The 23067-nt window shown below is 73.4% G+C and carries 10 protein-coding genes; 8 read left to right on the top strand and 2 right to left on the bottom strand.

The genetic code is table 11. The features are described 5' to 3' along the window. Positions 1-243: 243 nt before the first annotated feature. Positions 244-1419, bottom strand: a complete 1176-nt coding sequence (locus tag ACZ4W5_RS34500) for a nucleotide disphospho-sugar-binding domain-containing protein (protein WP_465659019.1) — start codon at positions 1417-1419, stop codon at positions 244-246. Between the two features lie 31 nt (positions 1420-1450). After that, positions 1451-2251: a methyltransferase domain-containing protein gene (locus ACZ4W5_RS34505; RefSeq protein WP_360246003.1), complete on the bottom strand. Its 801-nt coding sequence runs from the start codon at positions 2249-2251 to the stop codon at positions 1451-1453. A gap of 237 nt (positions 2252-2488) precedes the next feature. Between ACZ4W5_RS34505 and ACZ4W5_RS34510 the strand changes: the two genes are divergently transcribed. The 8 genes from ACZ4W5_RS34510 to ACZ4W5_RS34545 form a co-directional block, all read left to right on the top strand. Then, a complete protein-coding gene (locus ACZ4W5_RS34510) occupies positions 2489-3631 on the top strand; it encodes a DegT/DnrJ/EryC1/StrS family aminotransferase (RefSeq protein ID WP_465659021.1) in 1143 nt (380 codons plus the stop codon). Positions 3632-3783: 152 nt separating this feature from the next. Continuing rightward, positions 3784-4653, top strand: coding sequence for a glucose-1-phosphate thymidylyltransferase RfbA (gene rfbA, locus ACZ4W5_RS34515; RefSeq protein WP_465659022.1), 870 nt, complete (start codon positions 3784-3786; stop codon positions 4651-4653). Between the two features lie 15 nt (positions 4654-4668). Next, entirely contained in the window at positions 4669-5652 is a 984-nt protein-coding gene (gene rfbB, locus ACZ4W5_RS34520; RefSeq protein ID WP_465659023.1) for a dTDP-glucose 4,6-dehydratase, read from the top strand. A gap of 81 nt (positions 5653-5733) precedes the next feature. Continuing rightward, positions 5734-7038, top strand: a complete 1305-nt coding sequence (locus ACZ4W5_RS34525; protein WP_465659024.1) for an acyl-CoA dehydrogenase family protein — start codon at positions 5734-5736, stop codon at positions 7036-7038. Positions 7039-7043: 5 nt separating this feature from the next. Next, positions 7044-8165 (top strand): DegT/DnrJ/EryC1/StrS family aminotransferase, encoded by a 1122-nt coding sequence (locus ACZ4W5_RS34530; protein WP_360245988.1) that lies wholly within the window; start codon positions 7044-7046, stop codon positions 8163-8165. A 22-nt stretch (positions 8166-8187) separates the two neighbouring features. After that, positions 8188-9432 (top strand): methyltransferase domain-containing protein, encoded by a 1245-nt coding sequence (locus ACZ4W5_RS34535; protein ID WP_465659026.1) that lies wholly within the window; start codon positions 8188-8190, stop codon positions 9430-9432. 223 nt (positions 9433-9655) lie between these two features. Continuing rightward, positions 9656-10057 (top strand): allene oxide cyclase barrel-like domain-containing protein, encoded by a 402-nt coding sequence (locus ACZ4W5_RS34540; RefSeq protein ID WP_360245982.1) that lies wholly within the window; start codon positions 9656-9658, stop codon positions 10055-10057. 108 nt (positions 10058-10165) lie between these two features. Further along, on the top strand, positions 10166-23067 hold a 12902-nt coding region (locus ACZ4W5_RS34545; protein ID WP_465659027.1), incomplete at its 3' end, for a type I polyketide synthase.

Genomic DNA, 23067 nt, shown 5'->3' on the forward strand with positions numbered 1-23067 from the left:
CCCTCCACCCCCCCCCCCCCCCCCTCCCCCCCCCCCCCCCCCCCCCCCCCCCCCCCCCCCCCCCCCCCCCCCCCCCCCCCCCCGGTCCGGGCACGGACGGGCCGAACCGCGGGCACCGACGGACCGGGCACCGACAGGCCGAACAGGCGGGCACCGACGGACCGGGGCCGGCCGGGCACGGACGGCTGAGCACCGCCCCCGCCCGGCCGGCCCCGGCCGACCGCGCTCCTACCAACCGCGCTCCTACCGACCGGCCGCCAGGGCGCCGAGCGTGGCAACCAGCTGCGTCGGGTCGGGCCGGGCGGCGTTCCGCTCGGCGAGCACCCGGGCGGCGGGCCCCACCGAGCCGCCCTCGAGCAGTTCGGTGACGGCCTCGACGACGGACTCGGCGGTGAGCTCGTCGGGCCTGAGCGTCAGGCCCGCCCCGCTCTTGGTGAGCAGTTCGGCGCCGAGCGGCTGGGCGCTGATCTGCGGAACGACCACCTGGGGCACCCCGTTGACGAGGGCGGCCAGGACCGTCCCGGGGCCGCCCTGGCTGATCAGGGCGTCGCAGGTCGGCATCAGCATCGACAGCGGCATCCAGTCGACCACCCGGACCTGCTCGCTCCCGTCGCCGAGCAGCTCCCGGCCGGCCTTGCCGAGCGCCGCCACGATCTCGACGTCGAGGCCGGCCAGCGCCTCGATCGCCAGCAGCGGCGGGCGCAGCACCTCCGGGCCCATGAACTCGCTGGTGGTGCCCCAGGTGATGCAGACCCGCGGCCGTCGCTTCGGCTCGTCCAGCCAGGCCGGGGTGACGGCGGCGCCGTTGTACGGCACGTACCGCGCCTCCTGGCGCTTGGCCATCCGGATCGCGAGCAGTTCCTCGGGACAGGGGTCCACCACGAGGTCCGCGTAGTCCGGGCCGAGTTCGACGTTCCAGGTGTCGAGGAACGCCACCAGGTCCTTGGGCCAGTTCTCGCGCACCGCGCGCTCGGACGTGAGGTCGGCCCACAGTTGATGGGGCATCGGCCCCCAGGTGTGCAGGACCAGCGGGACCCCGGCGGCCTTGGCGATCGCGGGCGCGGCGAACGCGGCCGGGTCCGCCACCACCAGGTCCGGCTTCCAGTTCCGGGCGAACGGGAGCAGGTCGGCCACCACCGCCTCGGCGATCCGGATGTGCGGCACGACGATCTTCTCGATACTCGGCGCGGTGCCCGGCGGGGTGCCGCCGCCCGAGTCGACGGACTTCTTGAGCTCGCTCATGAAGTCGGGGCCGCGGCCGACCTCGACGGCGGGCAGGCCGGCGGCGGTGACGTCGCCCACCAGCGACGGCTGGACGGCGATCCGCACGTCGTGGCCCGCCGCCCGCAGTGCCCACGCCAGCGGGACCAACGGATAGAGGTGCGACCGGAAGGTGGCCGCGGTGATCAGAACCCGCATGACAGGATCCCTTCGCAGATGCCGGCGGCCGTCAACTCGGACGACGCCCGATGAGGTGGAACATGCGCGCGGTGGACGGGTAGGGCTGTCGGCCCGCCAGGGCGATCTCCAGCTCCTCCAGCCGGGCGAAGAACTGCGGGTCGTGCTTGATGTCGTTGTCCGCGATGAGGTTGCAGACGTTCATCACGCCGTGCGTGCCGACGACGTCGAGGCCGGACTCGCGGTACAGGCCGGCGATCTCGTCGGCGGTCAGGACGTCGATGTCCTTGCCGTACACCACGTTGGGCTTGGTCCGGGCGTCGACGGCGCGCAGGGCCGCTTCGAGGTCGAGCTCGCGCACCGCGGCCTCCAGCGGCACCGCGTAGGTGTTGGGGCAGACCACGGAGAGCAGGCCGCCCGGCGTGAGCAGGGTCGTGATGCCCCGGAAGACCTCGGCCCGGTCCGACACGTACTGCAGCAGGTTGTGGCAGAGCACCAGGTCGAACTCCTGGCCCGCGAAGAGCTTCGGGACATCGTGCGCGTCGCCCTCGCGGACGTCGACGCGGTCGGTCACCCCGCGTTCCTCGGCGAGCTTGCGCGCCCCGTCGAGGGAGACCGGCGCCACGTCGAAGATCGTCACCCGGTGGCCGGCCAGCGCGAGCCGGACGCCCTCCTTGCCGTTGCCGCCCGCGACGTCCAGCACGCGCAGCGGTCCGTCGCCCAGGTGGCGCGCCAGGTTGGCCGCCACCACCGAATAGCGCAGCTGCCCCCACGGGGTTTCCTGCCAGTTCTGGAAATTGGCAAGGCGCTCGTCGAAAACCGCATTGTCGACCGCGCCGACGCTCTCGGCCATGCTACCTCCGGGGTGCGCTGGACGACCGGGCGCTCGCCCGGCCGGGAACCTTGGTGATCTCCCAACGGATATCCCGGCCGACTGAAGTACCCCTAAAACCGGAGGGCTCGGCCGAGCTTTAGGACACCTTTAGCCGGACGCCCGAAACTCGGCCTGTCCATGTGCACCGTCCGGCGGTTGTCGGCACGCCATCCGAGCCGCCGTCGACCACCGTACCCCTCGATCTGGAGACGCGTAATGATAAATGTGACCCAGCCAAGTATCGGGGCGGAGGAACTCGCCGCGATCAGCGCCGTGTTCGACAGCAAGTGGCTCGGGTACGGGCCGCGGACCGAGGAGTTCGAGGAGCTGTTCGCGCAGCACCTCGGAGTGTCGTCCGACAACGTGCTGTTCCTCAACTCGGCGACCTCCGGGCTGTTCCTCACCATGGACCTGCTCGGCGTCGGGCCGGGCGACGAGGTCGTGCTGCCGTCGAACGGCTTCATCGCGAACGCCAACTGCGTGGTCGACGCCGGCGCCCGTCCGGTGTTCTGCGACATCGACGAGGAAACCCTCAACCCCCGGGTCGAGGACGTCCTCGCCGTGCTCACCCCCCGGACCAAGGCCGTGATCGTCCTGCACTACGGGGGCTACCCCGGCGAGGTGGAGAAGATCGCCGCGCTCTGCGCGGAGCGCGGCGTGGCCCTCGTCGAGGACGCGGCCGTGTCGGTCGCCTCCAGCGCGCACGGCCGCCGGTGCGGCACCTTCGGGGACTACGGCATCTGGAGCTTCGACGCCCGCAAGGTCATCACCACCGGGGACGGCGGCATGCTGTACGTCCGGGACCCGGAGGGGGCCCGCCGGGCGCGCCGCCTGGCCTACCACGGCCTGGAGGACCGCAGTTCGTTCACCACCGCCGCCAAGTCCAAGCACCTGTGGTGGAGTTTCGAGGTGGAGGACATCGGGCGGCGCCTGGTCGGCAACGACATGACCGCCGCGATGGGCATGGTGCAGTTGCGCAGGCTCGGCGGGTTCGTCGAGCGGCGGCGCGCCATCGCCCAGCGGTACGACCGGGCGCTGGCCGACGTGCCGGGGGTCCGCACCCCGTGTGCCGTGCCGCCGGGCCACGAGTCGACCCACTACTTCTACTGGCTGCGGTTCGACTCCCAGGAGATCCGCGACGGGGTCAGCGAGGACCTGCTCGCCCAGGGGATCTACACCTCCTGGCGCTACTACCCGCTGCACCGGGTCCAGCGGTACGGCGCCACGCAGACCGTGCTGCCGGTCACCGACATCGTGTCGGACACCGCCCTGCTGCTGCCCGCGCACCAGGACCTGCTCGACGAGGAGGTCGACCTGGTCGCGCGCGAGGTCATCAAGTCGGTCGAGTCCCGCCGCTGACCCGCCCTAGCCTGGCGCAAGACCGGTTTTAGCGGACCGGGCGACCGTGAACAGGACAACATCCGAACGGCCGCGACCGACCATGTGAACGACCGAAAAACGCTCGCTCCCAGTATTCGGACGCCCGATCCCAGGTAGCAGAGGTGCCGCCCGTGAAGGGAATCATTCTGGCCGGGGGAACAGGTTCTCGGCTCCATCCGCTGACCGTCGCCTTCTCCAAACAATTGCTCCCGGTGTACGACAAGCCCATGATCTACTATCCGCTGTCCACGCTGATGCTCGGCGGGATACGGGAATTCCTCGTCATCACCACCCCCACCGACGCCCCGATGTTCCGGAAGGTCCTCGGCGACGGCGCGGAACTCGGCCTGGACATCACCTACGCCCAGCAGTGGCAGCCCGCCGGAATCGCCGACGCCCTCCGGATCGGCGCCGACTTCATCGGCACCGGACCGGTCTCGCTCATCCTGGGCGACAACATCTTCTCCAGCCCGAACCTGCCGGGCCTGCTCACCGGCAGCCTGGCCGAGGCCGACGGCGCCACCCTGTTCGGACACACCGTGCCCGACCCGCGCCCCTACGGCGTCGCCGAGAAGGACGCCGCAGGACGCCTGATCGGCCTGGAGGAGAAGCCGGCCCGGCCGCGCGGCTCCGAGATCGTGACGGGCCTGTACGTCTACTCCGGCGACGTCGTCGACGTGGTACGCGACATCACCCCGTCGGCACGCGGCGAACTGGAGATCACCGACGTCAACCGCGCCTACCTCGCCCAGGGCCGCGCCCGCATCCACTCGCTGGACAGCGGCACCAGGTGGCTGGACGCGGGCACGTACGACGGCCTGCTCGACGCGGCCGCCTTCGTCCGGGCCGAGGAGCAGCGCGGCGTACGGCTCGGCTGCCTGGAGGAGATCGCGCTCAACCTCGGGTACATCGACGCGGACACCTGCTACGCGCTGGGCAGCAAGCACCAGAAGTCCGGCTACGGCCGGTACGTCATGGCGATATCGGGCAAGACCGACTGAGACGGGTACTGGGACATGTCGTCGAACCAACGCGTGGTGGTCACCGGGGGTGCCGGGTTCATCGGGTCGCACTACGTGCGGCAGATGCTCACCGGCGCCTACCCGGAGTTCGCCGACGCCCGGGTCACCGTCCTGGACAAGCTGACCTATGCCGGGAACACCGAGAACCTGGCGCCGGTCTCGGCCGACCGCCGGTTCGAGCTGGTGGTCGGCGACATCTGCGACGCGGGGCTGCTGGCCGAAGTGCTGCCGGGCGCGGACGTCGTCGTGCACTTCGCGGCGGAGTCCCACGTCGACCGCTCGATCAGTCGCCCCGACGACTTCGTGCAGACCAACGTGCAGGGCACCCACACCCTGCTCCAGGCCTGCCTGGACGCGGGCGTCGGACGGGTCGTGCAGGTGTCCACCGACGAGGTGTACGGCTCGATCGAGACCGGCTCCTGGACGGAGGACCAGCCGCTGGAGCCCAACTCGCCGTACTCGGCCTCCAAGGCGAGTGCCGACCTGCTCGCCCGCGCCTACCACCGCACCCACGGGCTGTCGGTCTCCGTGACCCGGTGCTCGAACAACTACGGCCCGTACCAGTTCCCGGAGAAGGTCGTCCCGCTGTTCGTCACCAACCTGCTGGAGGGCCTGCCCGTCCCGCTGTACGGCGACGGCGGGAACGTCCGGGACTGGCTGCACGTCGACGACCACTGCCGCGCGGTCCAGCTCGTGCTGGAGGGCGGCCGGCCCGGCGAGGTCTACAACATCGGCGGCGGCACCGAGCTCTCCAACCGCGACCTGACCGTCCGGCTGCTGGCGGAGCTGGGCGCGGACTGGTCCGCCGTCCGGCAGGTCGCCGACCGTCCGGGACACGACCGGCGCTACTCGGTCGACTGGACGAAGATCCGCACCGAACTGGGGTACCGGCCGCGCATCGGCCTGGAGTCGGGGCTGTCCGACACGGTCCGCTGGTACCGCGACAACCGGTCCTGGTGGGAACCGCTGAAGAAGTAGCGGCCGGCCGCGGGCCACGCCCGGGCCGGCCGGAAGCACCGAACGCCGATGACCGCCGACGGAAAGAGTACGGAGCACACCATGTCCACACCGACGGCACACCAGGCCCCGCCAACGGGGCTCCACGAACCGGTGACCCCCGCGGGCCGCGCCCTGGTCGACCGGCTCGCCGGCTACCTGCCGCAGATCCGGGCCACCGCGGCGGAACACGACCGCACCGGCACCTTCCCCACCGCGACCTTCGACGCCTTCCGCAAGGACGGCCTGATGGGCGCGACGGTGCCGGCCGAACTCGGCGGTCTGGGGGTGGACCGGCTGTACGACGTCGCCACCGCGCTCGTACGCGTGGGCCACGCCGACGCCTCCACCGCGCTCGCGCTGCACATGCAGTTCAGCCGGGGCATCACCCTCGGCTACGAGTGGCGGCACGGCGGCCCGGCGGCCCGCGCCCTCGCCGAACGGCTGCTGCGGATGATGGTCGCCGGCGAGGCCGTCGTGTGCTCGGGCATCAAGGACCACCACACGGCGGTCACCCGGCTGACTCCCGACGGTGCGGGCGGCTGGCGGCTGTCCGGCCGCAAGACCCTGGTGAGCATGGGGCCGATCGGCACCCACTTCGTCATCAACGCGAAGACGGAACTGCCCGGCGAGGCGCCCCGGTTGGTGTCCCCGGTGGTCACCCGCGACACTCCCGGGTTCAGCGTGCTGGACAACTGGGACGGCCTGGGAATGCGGGCCTCCGGCACCGTCGACATCGTCTTCGACGACTGTCCGATCCCGGCCGAGGACGTCTTCGTCCGCGACCTGGTCGGCGCCCGCAACGACGCGGTGCTCGCCGGGCAGACGGTCAGCTCGATCGGGATGCTGGGCGCCTACGTCGGTGTCGCGCAGGCCGCCTACGACCTGGCGGTGGCCGCGCTCGTACGCCGCTCGGAGCCGGCGCCCGCCGCCGCGCGCACCCTGATCGCCGAACTGAGCGCCCGCCTCTACGCGCTGCGCGCCACCGCCGCCACCGCACTCACCACGGCCGACGCCCGCAGCGCGGACCTGGGCGGGGACCCCGCGGAGCGCGGCCGGCAGATGATGCAGCCGTTCCAGTGCGCCAAGTTGATCGTCAACCAGCTCGCCCCCGGAATCGTGAACGACTGCCTCACCCTGGTCGGCGGCGCGTCGTTCACCGCGGCCCACCCGCTGTCCCGGCTCTACCGGGACGTGCGGGCCGGCGGGTTCATGCAGCCGTACGCCTACGCCGACGCCGTGGACTTCCTGAGCACCCAGGCGCTCGGCATCGAGCGGGACAACGACTACATGAGCGCCTGGGCGACCCGCGCCACCAAGGACGGAAAATCCGTGGATGCTCCGCATCCTGCCCCGATGTCACGGTGAGGATCATGACGACTCGTGTATGGGATTACCTTCCGGAGTACCGGGAGGAGAAGGCGGACCTGCTCGCGGCCGTCGAGACGGTGCTGGAGTCCGGACAGCTGATCCTCGGCAGAAGCGTGCACGGCTTCGAGGCCGAGTTCGCGCAGTACCACGGCCTGGCGCAGTGCGTCGGCGTCGACAACGGGACCAACGCCCTCAAACTGGCGCTCCAAGCGCTCGGCGTCGGCCCCGGCGACGAGGTGATCACCGTCTCGAACACCGCGGCGCCCACCGTGCTCGCCATCGACGGCACCGGCGCGACACCGGTCTTCGTCGACGTCCGCGAGGAGGACTTCCTCATGGACACCGAGCAGGTCGCCGCCGCGATCACCCCGCGCACCAAGGTCCTGCTGCCGGTCCACCTGTACGGCCAGTGCGTCGACATGGAGCCGCTGCGGCGGCTGGCGTCGGAGCACGGGCTGGCGATCCTGGAGGACTGCGCGCAGGCCCACGGCGCCCGCCAGAACGGCCGGCTCGCCGGGACGATGGGGGACATCGCCGCGTTCTCCTTCTACCCGACGAAGGTGCTCGGCGCCTACGGCGACGGCGGAGCCGTCCTCACCGACGACCCGGACCTCGCCAAGGACCTGCGCCAGTTGCGCTACTACGGCATGGACAAGGTCTACTACGTCGTCCGGACCCCCGGGCACAACTGCCGGCTCGACGAACTCCAGGCCGAGATCCTGCGCACCAAGCTGCCCCGGCTCGACACCTACGTCTCGCGCCGCCGGGAGATCGCCCGCCGCTACCAGGAGGGACTGGGCGACCTCACCGGACCGGGCGGCCTGCTCCTGCCCGCCGTCGCCCCCGGCAACGAACACGTCTACTACGTCTACGTCGCGCGCCACCCGCGCCGCGACGAGATCATCGACCGGCTCAAGCAGCACGACATCGAGCTGAACATCAGCTACCCGTGGCCCGTCCACACCATGAGCGGGTTCGCCAAGCTCGGCTACGCCCCGGGCTCGCTGCCGGTCACCGAACGCCTCGCCGACGAGGTCTTCTCCCTGCCCATGTACCCGTCACTGCCCCCGGATCTCCAGGACAAGGTCATCAGCGCGCTGCGCGAGGTACTGACGGAGCTCTGACTCACCGCGAAGGAGTTCGATCATGACCGATCCAGCCGATGTGACCGCACCGGTCGCCTGCCGCGTCTGCGGCGGCGAGGTGACGGAGTTCCTCGACCTGGGCCGCCAACCCCTGTCCGACCGGTTCCTCGAACCCGGCCGCACGGACGGCGAGTTCTTCTACCGGCTCGCCGTCGGCCAGTGCGGCGGCTGCCGCATGGTCCAGCTGACCGAGGAGGTCCCCCGGGACCTGATGTTCCACGAGGAGTACCCGTACCACTCGTCGGGCTCCTCCGTCATGCGCGAGCACTTCGCCGGCCTCGCGCAGCGCCTGCTCGACACCGAACTCACCGGGCCCGACCCGTTCGTGGTGGAGATCGGCTGCAACGACGGCATCATGCTGAGGGCCGTCCAGGACGCGGGCGTGCGCCACCTCGGGTTCGAACCCTCCACCGGCGTCGCCAAGGTGGCGCAGGCGAAGGGGGTGCGGGTGCGCACCGACTTCTTCGAGGAGGCCACCGCCTCGGCCGTCCACGCCGCCGAGGGCCCGGCGGACGTCATCTACGCCGCCAACACCATGTGCCACATCCCGTACCTGGAGTCGGTGTTCCGCGGCGTCGACGCGCTGCTCTCGCCCGACGGCGTGTTCGTGTTCGAGGACCCGTACCTCGGCGACGTGGTCGCCAAGACGTCCTTCGACCAGATCTACGACGAGCACTTCTTCGTGTTCTCGGCCGGCTCCGTGCAGGCCGCCGCCCAGCGGTTCGGCTTCGAACTGGTGGACGTCGACCGCCTGCCCGTGCACGGCGGCGAGGTGCGGTACTGGCTCGCCCGCCAGGGCGCCCGCACCCCGTCCGAGGCCGTCGGCCGGTTGCTCGCCGAGGAGGCCGCGCAGCGGCTCGGCGAACTCGCCACCCTGCGGGCGTTCGCGGCGAACGTCACCGCGATCCGGGACGACCTGTTGGCGCTGCTGACCCGGCTGCGGGCGGAGGGCCGCACCGTGGTCGGATACGGCGCGACCGCGAAGAGCGCCACGGTGACGAACTTCTGCGGGATCGGCCCCGATCTCGTCCAGTTCGTCTGCGACACCACGCCGGACAAGCAGAACCGCCTGACCCCGGGCATGCACATCCCGGTCCGGCCGCCGGCGGCCTTCAGCGACTCCTACCCGGACTACGCGCTGCTGTTCGCCTGGAACCACGCCGAGGAGATCATGGCCAAGGAGCAGGAGTTCCAGCAGGCCGGTGGCCGCTGGATCCTGTACGTGCCCGAAGTCCACGTGATCTGACGGCGGAACACCCGGCCGCGGCGGACACCGGGCGCGCGAGGCGCCCGTGCTGTCCGCCGCGGCTTTCCGCTGTCGCACGCGGCTCGGCCTGCCCTGAATTCCCGTCCCGCGCCCCCGCGGGCACTCCGCTCTTAGGACCGTTTAAGGCCTGTTGACCATGATTTCCTGACGGGCCCGGAAGTGCCGGTCCGCCGCCACCGTCCGGAACGGAGAACGGAATTCCATGTATCTGGAGAATCTCCACGAGGTCTGCCACACCACGGTGCACCGCGAGACCCGGCCCGGAGTCGGGCACCACCTGACGTTCACCGAGGAGCTCTACGACGCGGACGGCACGCTGGTGTCCACGTCGGAGGGCATGGCGGTGGTCTACGGCAACCCCGCGGACGGCAGCCTGATGCAGCTGATGACCGCCACCGAGACGCTCGCCGACGGGGTCATCAGCTGGACCGGCCCGGTCGCCCAGGAGGACCCGAACGGCACCGAGTTCCGCGTCAACAGTTTCCCCGCGATCGGCGTCAGCGGGCGCTACGCCGGAAAGACGGGAACGCGGACGTTCAAGTTCGTCGAACGGCCCGACGAACACACCACGATCTGCGTGGCGACCATTTCCATGGAGGACTGAGCCGCACGGTTCCGGCGTTTCCCCGAGCGGCGAGGAAATGACCTGGCCGCTCGGTTTCCCCATGTCACCCGACGATGTTCAGCTGTACGAGGAAGGCGGCCAGGACCCATGCCCGACGACTTCACCGTCCCCGGGGGAGCCCTCCCCGAACAGGGCGCCGCGATCGCCATCGTCGGACTGTCCTGCCGCCTGCCCCAGGCACCGGACCCGGCCGCGTTCTGGCAGCTGCTCACCGACGGGCGCAGCGCCGTCTCGGCGACCCCGCCCGACCGCTGGCGCGGCGAGGCCGGCCGGACCGCCGGGCTCCGGCACGGCGCGTTCCTCGACGGCGTCGACCGGTTCGACGCGGCCTTCTTCGGCATCTCGCCCCGCGAGGCGGCGAGCATGGACCCGCAGCAGCGACTCATGCTCGAACTCGCCTGGGAATCCCTCGAAGACGCGATGACCGTCCCCGCCGACCTGGCCGGCCGGGCGGTCGGCGTCTTCGTCGGAGCCATCGGCGACGACTACGCCGCCCTGCTGCACGACCACGGCCCCGAAGCCGTCGACCAGCACTCGCTGACCGGCACCAGCCGCGGCATCATCGCCAACCGGATCTCCTACGCCCTCGGGCTGCGCGGCCCGAGCCTCACCGTGGACGCCGCGCAGGCCTCGGCGCTGGTCGCGGTGCACCTGGCCTGCGAGAGCCTGCTGTCCGGCGAGTCGGACGTGGCGATGGCCGGCGGCGTCAACCTCAACCTCGCGACGGCGACCGCGGTGGAGACCGAACGGTTCGGCGGACTCTCGCCGGACGGCCGCTGCTACACCTTCGACGCCCGCGCCAACGGCTACGTCCGGGGCGAGGGCGGCGGCTTCGTCGTCCTCAAGCCGCTCGCCCGGGCGGTGGCCGACGGCGACCGGATCTACTGCGTGATCCGCGGCTCCGCGATGAACAACGACGGGGCGACGGACGGCCTGACCGTGCCCAGCGCCGACGCCCAGCGGGACGTCATGCGCCTGGCCCACGACCGGGCCGGCCTCGCCCCCGGCTCCGTCCAGTACGTGGAACTCCACGGCACCGGCACCAAGGTGGGCGACCCGGTCGAGGCCGCCTCGGTGAGCGCCGCGCTCGCCACCGCCCGCACGGACGGGCCGCTGCAGGTCGGCTCCGCCAAGACCAACGTCGGCCACCTGGAGGGCGCGGCGGGGATCGTCGGCCTCATCAAGACCGCGCTCAGCGTGCGGCACCGCCGGCTCCCGGCCAGCCTGAACTACGAGACGCCCAACCCGATGATCGACCCGGTCGCGCTCAACATCGAGGTGCGCACGGAGCCGGGGCCGTGGCCGCGGCCGGACGCGCCGCTGGTCGCGGGCGTCAACTCGTTCGGCATGGGCGGTACCAACTGCCACGTGGTGGTCACCGAGCCGCCCCGGACCGCCGGGGAGCCGGTCGTGGACCCGGCACCGGAGGCGGAGCCCGCGACCGGTGCCCGGGCGACGGCCGGGGCAGGGGCCGCCGACGGGCGGGTCGTGCCGTGGGTGCTGTCGGCACGGGACCGGACCGCGCTGCGCGCGCAGGCCGCCGCCCTGCGGACCGCCGTCGAGGAGCGGCGGCTCGACCCCGTCGAGGTCGGCTGGTCACTGCTGACCACGCGCTCGTCGTTCGAGCACCGCGCCGTCGTCCTGGGCTCCGACCGCGAGGAACTCCTCGACGGCCTGGCGGCGGTGGCCGGCGAGGACCCGGCGCCCCTGGCGGTGACCGGCCGGACCACCGGTGTTCCGGGGAAGACGGTGTTCGTGTTCCCCGGCCACGGCACCCAATGGCCCGGCATGGGCCTCGCCCTGCTGGACACCTCACCCGTCTTCGCCGAACACCTCCACGCCTGCGACCAAGCCCTCCGACCCCACACCGGCTGGTCCCTCCTCGACGTCCTACGCGCCGAACCCGGCGCCCCCGACCTCAACCGCGTCGACGTCGTCCAACCCGCCATCTTCGCCGTCACCGTCGCCCTCGCCCGCACCTGGCAACACCACGGCATCCACCCCGACGCCGTCATCGGCCACTCCCAAGGCGAAATAGCCGCCGCCCACATCGCCGGCGCCCTCACCCTCCACGACGCCGCCCGCACCATCACCCACCGCGGCCTCATCGCCCACACCATCACCGACACCGGCGGCATGGCCGCCATCCCCCTCCCCCCCGACCAGATCACTCCCCTTCCCCCCGGCCTCACCATCGCCGCCCACAACTCCCCCCACAGCACCGTCGTCTCCGGCGACCTCACCACCCTCCACACCCTCATCACCCACTACCGGAACCAAGGCATCCAAGCCCGACCCGTCCCCATCGGCTACGCCTCCCACTCACCCCACATCGAACCCCTCCGCGACCGATTCCTCACCACCCTCAACGACCTCCGACCCACCACCCCCACCATCCCCTTCCACTCCACCACCCACCCCGGCGCCACCCCCACCTTCGACGCCCACTACTGGTACGACAACCTCCGCCACCCCGTCCAACTCCACACCACCGTCCAGCACCTCCTCCACACCGGCCACACCCACTTCATCGAAACCAGCCCCCACCCCGTCCTCACCACCCCCATCCAACAAACCGCCGACACCACCGACACCGGTACGACGACCGTCACCACCGGCACCCTGCACCGCAAGCGGCCGGGCTGGACGGCATTCCTCACCTCGCTGGCACGGCTGCACACCGTCGGCGCGGACGCCGACTGGGCCCGGCTCTTCGAGGGCGCCCGGCCCCGGCGGATCTCCCTGCCGACCTACCCCTTCCAGCGGCGCCGCTACTGGCTGGAGCCCGGAACCGGTCGGCGGACCACGGCCGACACACCGCCCGACGGACCGGCCGCGGACCCGGGCGAGCAGGAGCGGGACACCGCCGCCCCGCCCCCGGTGTCCGAGGCACTGGCCGCGCTGCCACCCGCCGAACGGCGCCGGGCGCTGCTGGACCTGGTGCACCGGAACGCGGCCGCCGTCCTCGGCCACACCGGCGGCGAGGAGCCCGCCTCCGGGCGCTCGTTCAAGGAACTCGGCTTCGACTCCTCGCTCGCCGTGGAGCTGCGGAACCGGCTGGTGACGGCGACGGGCCTGGAGCTGCCCGCCGCGCTGCTGTTCAACCACCCGACGCCGCGACTCCTCGCCGATCACCTGCGCGACCGCCTCGCCGAGGCGCCCGGCACCGCCGCGCCCACGGCCGGGCACCGGCCCGACCACCCGGCGAACGGGCCGGCCGCGGACGCCGACGATCCGATCGCGATCGTCGGAATGGCCTGCCGGTTCCCCGGCGGCGTGCGCACACCCGAGCAGCTGTGGCGGCTGGTGGAGACCGGGACGGACGCGACCTCCGACTTCCCGGAGAACCGGGGCTGGGACCTCGACGCCCTGTTCGACCCGGAGTCGGCGGCCTCCGGCACCTCCTCCGTGCGCCGCGGCGGGTTCCTCGCCGACGCCGACCGGTTCGACCCCGCGTTCTTCGGCATCAGCCCGCGCGAGGCACAGGCGATGGACCCCCAACAGCGGGTGCTGCTGGAGGTGTCCTGGGAGGCTCTGGAACGGGCCGGCATCGACCCGTTGTCGCTGGGCCGGAGCCAGACCGGCGTGTTCGTCGGCGCGATGTCCCAGGAGTACGGGCCCCGGCTGACCGAGGGCGCCGAAGGCCTGGAGGGCTTCCTGCTGACCGGTACGACGGCGAGCGTCGCCTCCGGCCGGATCGCGTACACCCTGGGGCTCCAGGGCCCCGCGCTCACCGTGGACACCGCCTGCTCGTCCTCACTCGTGGCGCTGCACCTCGCGGCCCGGGCCCTGCGCAACGGGGACTGCCCGCTCGCGCTCGCGGGCGGCGTGACCGTGATGGCCTCCCCCGGGATCTTCGTCGAGTTCAGCCGGCAGCAGGGGCTGTCCGCCGACGGCACGTGCAAAGCCTTCTCCGACAGCGCGAACGGCACCGCCTGGGCCGAGGGTGCCGGGATGCTGGTGCTGGAGCGGCTCTCGGACGCGCGGCGCAACGGCCACCGCGTCCTCGCCCTGATCCGCGGCTCCGCCGTCAACTCCGACGGGGCGAGCAACGGGCTGACCGCGCCCAACGGGCCGTCCCAGGAACGGGTGATCCGCCAGGCACTCGCCGACGCCGGGCTCGGACCCGCCGACGTGGACGCCGTCGAGGCGCACGGCACCGGCACCAGGCTCGGCGACCCCATCGAGGCCCAGGCCCTGATCGACACCTACGGACGGAACCGGCCCGCCGACGCTCCGCTGTGGCTGGGCTCCCTCAAGTCCAACATCGGGCACGCGCAGGCCGCGGCGGGCGTCGGCGGCCTGATCAAGATGGTGATGGCTCTACGCCACCGGGCCCTGCCCCGCACCCTGCACGTGGACCGGCCGACCCGTCAGGTCGACTGGTCGGCGGGCACCGTCCGGCTGCTGACCGAGGCGCGGCCGTGGCCCGACACGGCCGTCCGGCGGGCGGCCGTGTCGTCGTTCGGGATCAGCGGCACCAACGCGCACCTGGTGCTCGAAGAGGCCCCCGAGGCCCCTGCGGCCCCCGGGATCCCCGCGGTCCGCGAGCCCGCGGCCGACGAAACGGGGGACGGCGAAACGGGGGACGGCGACCTCCGACCCGTCACGCCCGGCGCCGACACCGCCGTGCCGTGGCTGGTCTCGGCGCCCGACGAGCAGGGCCTGCGCGCCCAGGCCGAGCTGCTGCGCCGCCACCTCGACACCGCCCCGGACCACGCGCTGCCCGGCATCGGCCGGGCACTCGCCACCGGCCGCCCCGCGTTCACCCACCGCGCCGTCCTCACCGGCACCGACCGGGCCGCCCTGGGAGCCGGCCTGGCCGCGCTCGCGAACGGCGAACCGGCGCCCGGCCTCGAACGGGGCACGGCGGCCGACCGGGGCAAGGTCGTGTTCGTCTTCCCCGGGCAGGGCTCGCAGTGGGCGGGCATGGCCGCCGGGCTGATGGAGTCCTCGCCGGCCTTCCGGACGGAACTCCTCGCCTGCGCCGACGCCCTCCAGCCGTACCTGGACTGGTCGGTGCGCGACGTCCTGGCCGGCGCACCGGGGGCTCCCGGGATGGACCGGTCGGACGTGATCCAGTGCACGACCTTCGCGGTCGTGGCGGCCCTCGCCGCGCTCTGGCGGGCCGCCGGGGTGGAGCCCGACGCGGTGATGGGCCACTCCCAGGGAGAGATCGCCGCCGCCTACGTCGCCGGCGCACTGTCACTGCCCGACGCCGCGCGGGTGGTCGCGCTGCGCGGACGCGAGCTGCTGCCGCTGGCGCACACCGGCGGCCTGCTGTCGGTGGCCCGCCCCCTGGACCAGGTGACCGGACTGATCGCCCGCTGGGACGGCCGGCTGACCGTGGCCGCGCTGAACGGCCCTTCCTCCACCGTCGTCGGCGGCGACCTCGCCGCCCTGGAGGAGCTGGCCGCGCACTGCGCCGAGGCCGGCGTCTGGGCCCGGCGGGTGCCCATCGACTACGCCTCGCACACCGCGCACGTGGAGGCCGTCCGGGACCGGCTCGCGGAGGTGCTCGCGCCGATCACCCCCCGCACACCGCGGACCGCCTTCCGCTCCACCGTGCAAGGGGTGCGGCAGCAGCCGTTCGAGACCGGCGCCGAGTACTGGTACCGCAACCTGCGCCACCAGGTCGAGTTCGAGCCGGTGATCCGGGAGCTGGCGGCCGAGGGCTACCGCACCTTCATCGAGGTCAGCCCGCACCCGGTGCTCACCCAGGCGATCGAGCAGACCGTGGAGGCGGCGGGCGCCGCCGGCGCCGTGGTCGCCGAGTCGCTGCGCCGCGACGACGGCGGCTGGGACCGGTTCGCGGCAGCGCTCGGTCGGGTGCACACCCAGGGCGTGCGGGTCGACTGGCGGGCCGTCCTCCGCGACGCCCCGGCGGACCCCGGCGACCTGCCGACCTACCCGTTCCAGCGGCAGCGCTACTGGATCGAGCCGGCCGCGCGCGGCGCCAACGCCCTCGGGCACCGGTTCCTGGACACCGTGACGGAACTCGCCGACGGCGACGGGCACGTGTTCACCGGGCAGCTGTCCATCGCGACCCGGCCCTGGCTGGCCGACCACGCGCTGCGCGGCACCGTCCTGCTGCCCGGCACCGCGCTGCTGGACCTCGCCGTACGGGCCGGGTCGGAGGTGGGCTGCGGCACCGTCGACGAACTCACCCTGGAGGCACCGCTCACCGTCCCCGAGGACGGCGAGGTCCGGCTCCAGGTCGTCGTGGGCGGCTCCGACGGGGCCGGACGCCGCCCGGTGCGGCTGTACGCGCGCCAGGGCAGCGCGGAGTGGACGCGGCACGCGGCCGGGTTCGTCTCGGCCGCTGCGCCCGCCGGCCCGGGCGCGGACGTGGTCCCGGGCGGGGAGTGGCCGCCGCACGGAGCCACCGAACTCGACGTCGCCGAGCTGTACGACCACCTCCACGAGCAGGGCTACGAGTACGGACCGGCGTTCCGGAACGTCCGGGCGGCCTGGCGGCTGGGCGAGGACCTGTTCGCCGAGGTGACCCTCCCGGCGGAACTGCGGACGGACACCGGGCGGGGTGCCCCGCACCCCGCGCTGCTCGACGCCGCGCTGCACCCGCTGGCCGCCACCGGGATGCTCCGGGGGGACTCCGGGCAGCTGCTCCTGCCGTTCTCCTGGACCGGCTTCGCGACGGGGGCGGCGGCGCAGGCCGACGCGGGCTCCGGTCCGGCTCCGGGCCGCGGCTCGGGTTCGGGTTCGGCACGAGGTTCGGCACGGGGTTCGGCACGGGGTTCGGCACGGGGTTCGGCACCGGGTTCGGCACGGGGTTCGGCACCGGGTTCGGGCTCCTCCGCAGGGGAACCGCTGCGGGTCCGGCTGGCCTCGGCCGGAGCCGACACCGTCGAGGTGACCGTGACCGACGAGACCGACAGCTCGGTGCTCGCCGTCGGCACCCTCGCGCTGCGGCCAGTCGCCGTCGCACGGCTCGCCCCCGGCCGCACCGTACGGAACCTGTACACCGTGGAGTGGCGGCCGCTGCCGCTCGGCGCACCCGAGGCCGCCCGGTGGGCCGTCCTCGGGCCCGCGCCGGCGGACGGCCCGACCGCGGAGTCCTACCCGGACCTCGCCGCGCTGCGCGAGGCGGTCGTCGGCGGCGCCCCCGTCCCCGACCTGGTCCTCGCCGGACCGCTGCACACCGACGACCTCGGACCGGACGGCACGGCGCCCGGCACCCCCGCCGACGCCGCGCACCGGCTCACCGGGCAGGCGCTGGCGCTCGTCCAGGAGTGGCTCGCCGACGAACGCCTCGCCGACGCGCGGCTGGTGATCACCACCCGGGGCGCCGCCGCCGTGGACGACACGGCGCCGGCACCGTCCCCCGCGACCGCCGCCGTCTGGGGCCTCGTCCGCTCCGCGCAGACCGAGCACCCCGACCGGATCGTCCTGCTCGACCTGGACGACGACCCGGCCTCGGCCCGCGCGGTCCCCGCCGCCGTCGGTACCGGCGAACCCCAACTGGCGCTCCGGGCCGGGACGGTGAAGGTCCCCCGGCTGGCCCCGCTCACCACGGCCGGGCCGGACGGCGCCCCCGCCCCCGACGGCACCACCCCCGACAACACCGTGCTCGACGGCGCCACCCCCGACGGCACCGTGCTCGACGGCACCGTGCTGCTCACCGGCGGCACCGGCGGCCTCGGCACCCTGGTCGCCCGGCACCTGGTGACCGCCCACGGGGTCCGACACCTCGTCCTCGTCAGCCGGCGCGGCCCCGCCGCCGACGGCGCCGCCGAACGGGCGGAGGAACTGCGCGCCCTGGGCGCCGAGGTCACCGTCACCGCCGCCGACGCCGCCGACCCGGAGTCGCTGGCCGCGGTGCTGGCAGCCGTCCCGGCCGACCGACCGCTGCGCGCCGTCGTCCATCTCGCCGGCGTCCTCGACGACGGGACCGTCACCTCCCTCACCCCCGAGCGGACCGACGCCGTCCTGCGCCCCAAGGCGGACGCGGCCTGGAACCTGCACGAACTCACCCGGGAGCTGCCGCTCACCGCGTTCGTGCTCTTCTCCTCCGCGATCGCCACCCTCGGCGGTGCCGGCCAGGCCAACTACGCCGCCGCCAACGCCTTCCTCGACGCCCTCGCCCAACACCGCCGCGCCTCCGGCCTGCCCGCCGTCTCACTCGGCTGGGGCCTGTGGGCCGACTCCGCCGGTATGGCGGGGCGGATCAGCGACTCCGACCAGGCCCGGCTGCGCCGCGGCGGACTCGCGGCGATGCCCGCCGAGGACGCGCTCGCCCTGTTCGACGCCGCGCTCGCCGCCGGCCGGCCGGTCACGCTGCCGGCCCGGCTCGACCTCGCGGCGGTCCGGGCCGAGCACGACCGGGGCGGGATCCCCCCGCTGCTGCGCCGCCTGCTGCCCCGCACCGGCGGGCCGGCCCACGCCCGCAGCACCGCCGCGCGGCCCGCCGCGTCCGCCGCGTCCGCCCGGAGGATCGCCGAACTGCCCCCGACCGAGCGGGAGGCGGCGCTGCTCGACCTCGTCCGCGCCAAGGCCGCCGAGGTGCTCGGCCACGACGATCCCGCGACGGTCGAACCGGATCGGGCCCTGCGCGAACAGGGTCTCGACTCCCTCACCACCGTCGAACTGCGCAACCGCGTCAACGCCGCCACCGGCCTCCGGCTGCCCGCCACGGTGGTGTTCGAGCACCCGACCGCCGCCGCGCTCGCCCGGTACCTCGGCGAGCGGATCACCGGCACCGGCCGCACCGACGAGGTCACCACCACCCGGGTGCGGAACGACGAGCCCGTCGCGATCGTGGGCATGGCCTGTCGCTACCCCGGCGGCGTCCGTTCCCCCGAGGACCTGTGGCGACTGGTGACCGACGGCGTCGACGCGATCGGCGAGTTCCCCACCGACCGCGGCTGGAACCTCGACGCCCTCTACCACCCCGACCCCGACCACCCCGGCACCAGCTACACCCGCCACGGCGGATTCCTCCACGACGCCGCCGACTTCGACCCCGAGTTCTTCGGCATGAGCCCCCGCGAGGCCCTCGCCGCCGACCCGCAACAGCGTCTCCTCCTCGAAACCGCCTGGGAGACCCTCGAGAACGCCGGCATCGACCCCACCACCCTGCGCGGCACCCACACCGGCGTCTTCACCGGCGTCATGTACGACGACTACGGCAACCGGCTCATGCAGGCGGCACCCGACGGCTTCGAGGGGTTCCTGCTCGCCGGCACCCAGACGAGCGTCGCGTCCGGCCGGGTGTCGTACGCGCTCGACCTCGCCGGACCCGCGCTGACCGTCAACACCGCGTGCTCCTCGTCGCTGGTCGCCCTGCACCTGGCCGCCCGCGCGCTGCGCAACGGCGAGTGCGACCTCGCCCTCGCCGGCGGGGTCACGGTGATGGCCACCCCGAACGCCTTCGTCGAGTTCAGCCGCCAGCGCGGCCTGGCCCCCGACGGGCGCTCCAAGTCCTTCGCGGCCGCCGCCGACGGCGTGGTGTGGAGCGAGGGCGTCGGCCTGCTGCTGGTCGAACGGCTCTCCGACGCCCGCCGCAACGGCCACCAGATCCTCGCGGTCGTACGCGGCAGCGCCGTCAACCAGGACGGCGCCTCCAACGGCCTCACCGCGCCCAGCGCCGCCGCCCAGCGCCGGGTGATCCGTCAGGCCCTGGCCGGCGCCGGGCTCGCCGCCACCGACGTGGACGTGGTGGAGGCCCATGGCACCGGGACCAGGCTCGGCGACCCCATCGAGGCGGAGGCCCTGCTCGCCACCTACGGGCAGGACCGCGAACACCCGCTCTGGCTCGGCTCGGTGAAGTCCAACATCGGCCACACCCAGGCCGCCGCCGGCGTCGCCGGCATCATCAAGATGATCGAGGCGATGCGCCACGAGGTCCTGCCCAGGACCCTGCACGTCGACGCACCGTCCCCGCACGTCGACTGGAGCACGGGCAAGGTCGAGCTCCTGACCGAGAACCGCGACTGGCCCACGCACGGCCGGCCGCGCCGCGCCGCCGTCTCCTCCTTCGGCATCAGCGGCACCAACGCCCACGTCATCCTCGAACAGGCCCCCGCCACACGGCCGGTGCCTCAGGCCGAGGAACCGTCGCACCCCACCGGCACGGCCGACGCGACACCGGTCACCTGGCCGCTCTCGGCCAGGACCCCGGCCGCCCTGCGGCAGCACGCCGAACGGCTGGCGGACCACGTCGAAGCCCACCCCGAACTCACCCCCGCCGCCGTCGCCGCCGCGCTCGACACCCGCGCCGGCTTCACCCACCGCGCCGCCGTCGTCGCCACCACGCGTGGCGAACTCCTCGACGGGCTGAGGGCGTTGGCCGCCGATCAGCCGGACGCCCGGCTCGTCCGGGGCACCGCTGTTCCGGGGAAGACGGTGTTCGTGTTCCCCGGCCACGGCACCCAATGGCCCGGCATGGGCCTCGCCCTGCTGGACACCTCACCCGTCTTCGCCGAACACCTCCACGCCTGCGACGAAGCCCTCAGGCCCCACACCGGCTGGTCCCTCCTCGACGTCCTGCGCGCCGAACCCGGCGCCCCCGACCTCAACCGCGTCGACGTCGTCCAACCCGCCATCTTCGCCGTCACCGTCGCCCTCGCCCGCACCTGGCAACACCACGGCATCCACCCCGACGCCGTCATCGGCCACTCCCAAGGCGAAATAGCCGCCGCCCACATCGCCGGCGCCCTCACCCTCCACGACGCCGCCCGCACCATCACCCACCGCGGCCTCATCGCCCACACCATCACCGACACCGGCGGCATGGCCGCCATCCCCCTCCCCCCCGACCAGATCACCCTCCCCCCCGGCCTCACCATCGCCGCCCACAACTCCCCCCACAACACCGTCGTCTCCGGCGACCTCACCACCCTCCACACCCTCATCACCCACTACCGGAACCAAGGCATCCAAGCCCGACCCGTCCCCATCGGCTACGCCTCCCACTCACCCCACATCGAACCCCTCCGCGACCGATTCCTCACCACCCTCAACGACCTCCGACCCACCACCCCCACCATCCCCTTCCACTCCACCACCCACCCCGGCACCACCCCCACCTTCGACGCCCACTACTGGTACGACAACCTCCGCCACCCCGTCCAACTCCACACCGTCACCCAGCACCTCCTCCACACCGGCCACACCCACTTCATCGAAACCAGCCCCCACCCCGTCCTCACCACCCCCATCCAACAAACCGCCGACACCACCGACACCACGGTGGCCACGATCGCCACGCTCCGGCGCAACCACGGCGGTCCTTCGCAGCTGGCGACCGCCCTGGCCCAGGGCAGGATCGCGGGCCTGCCCGTCGCCGGCACCCCGCACACCGGCCCGCGCCCGCCCCTGCCCGCGTACCCGTTCCAGCACGCGCCGTACTGGCTGCACCCCGCGGCCACGGGCACCGGTGCCCTCGGGCAGACCGGCACGGACCACCCGCTGGTCGTCTCCGCCGTGGAACTCGCCGACGGCCAGGGGCACATCCTCACCGGCCAGGTGTCCACCACCGGCCTCCCGTGGCTCGCCGACCACGCCGTGCACGGGACCGTACTGCTGTCGAGCACCACCTACCTGGAGACGGCCCTGCGCTCCGGGCTGGAGGTCGGCTGCGGGCACGTCGAGGACCTCACGCTGGAGGTCCCGCTCGTCCTCTCCGACGGCGAGGCCGTCCAACTCCAGGCCGTGGTGGGCGAACCCGACGCCGAAGGCCGCCGATCCTTCGCGGTCTACTCCCGTCCGACCGACGCCTCGGGCGACACACCGTGGACCCGCCGGGCCGGCGGGTCGCTCACCGCCGAAGCGCCCACCACCGCGCCCACGGCCGCGCCCCCGCAGTCCGCCGCCTGGCCGCCCGCCGGAGCCGTCGCGATCGACCTCACGGACGCCTACGAGCGCCTGAGCGCCAGGGGCTACGACTACGGACCGGCCTTCCAGGGCCTGCGCGCGGCCTGGCGGCTCGGCGACGACGTCTACGCGACCGTCGCCCTCCCCGACTCCGAGCAGCCCACGGCCCAGCGCTTCTGCCTGCATCCGGCCCTACTGGACGCCGCACTGCACCCCATCGCCCTCGGTCTGCTCGGCAACCACCCCGAGAGTGTCCTGCCGTTCAGCTGGAGCGGCGTGTCCCTGCACGCCGTCGGCGCGGACGGTGTCCGGGTGCGGCTCTCGCCCGCCGGGACGGGCAGCGTTTCCATCACCGTCACCGACACGACGGGCGCGCCCGTCGCGGACATCGCCTCGCTCGCCCTGCGTCCGGTCGACCCCGCGCGCCTACGCACCGGCGCGGACCCGGGCCTGCCGTTCCTGGTGGAGTGGTCGCCGGTCGACGTGCCCAGTGCGACGGAGCCGGCGACCGGGGCGGCCGATGTGCTGGTCGTGCGGCCCGAGGGCGACACCGCCCCGTCCGGCGACCCGGTCGCCGCCGCCCACCTCATCGCCGAGCAGACGCTCGCCCGCGTGCAGGAATGGCTCGCCCAGGACCACCCCGACAACGCCCACCTCGTGGTCGTCACCCGCGGCGCCATAGCCACCCACCCCGACGACCCCATCACCGACCTCCCCGCCGCCACCACCTGGGGACTCATCCGCACCGCACAAAGCGAACACCCCCACACCTTCACCCTCCTCGACCACCACGGCGACACCCCCCACCCCGACACCATCACCGCCGCCCTCACCACCGGCCAACCCCAACTCGCCCTCCGCAACGGCGATTTCCTCGCCCCCCGGCTCACCCCCACCACCCCGCCACACACCACCGCACCCACCCTCGACCCCAACGGCACCATCCTCATCACCGGCGGCACCGGCACCCTCGCCGCACACCTCGCCCGCCACCTCGTCACCACCCACGGAGCCCGCCACCTCCTCCTCACCAGCCGCCGCGGACCCACCGCACCCGGCGCACCAGAGCTCAGGGACGAACTCACCACCCTCGGCGCCACCACCGTCACCATCACCGCCTGCGACACCTCCAACCCCACCGCACTCGCGGAACTGCT

The organism is Kitasatospora sp. NPDC029367 (assembly GCF_055569135.1).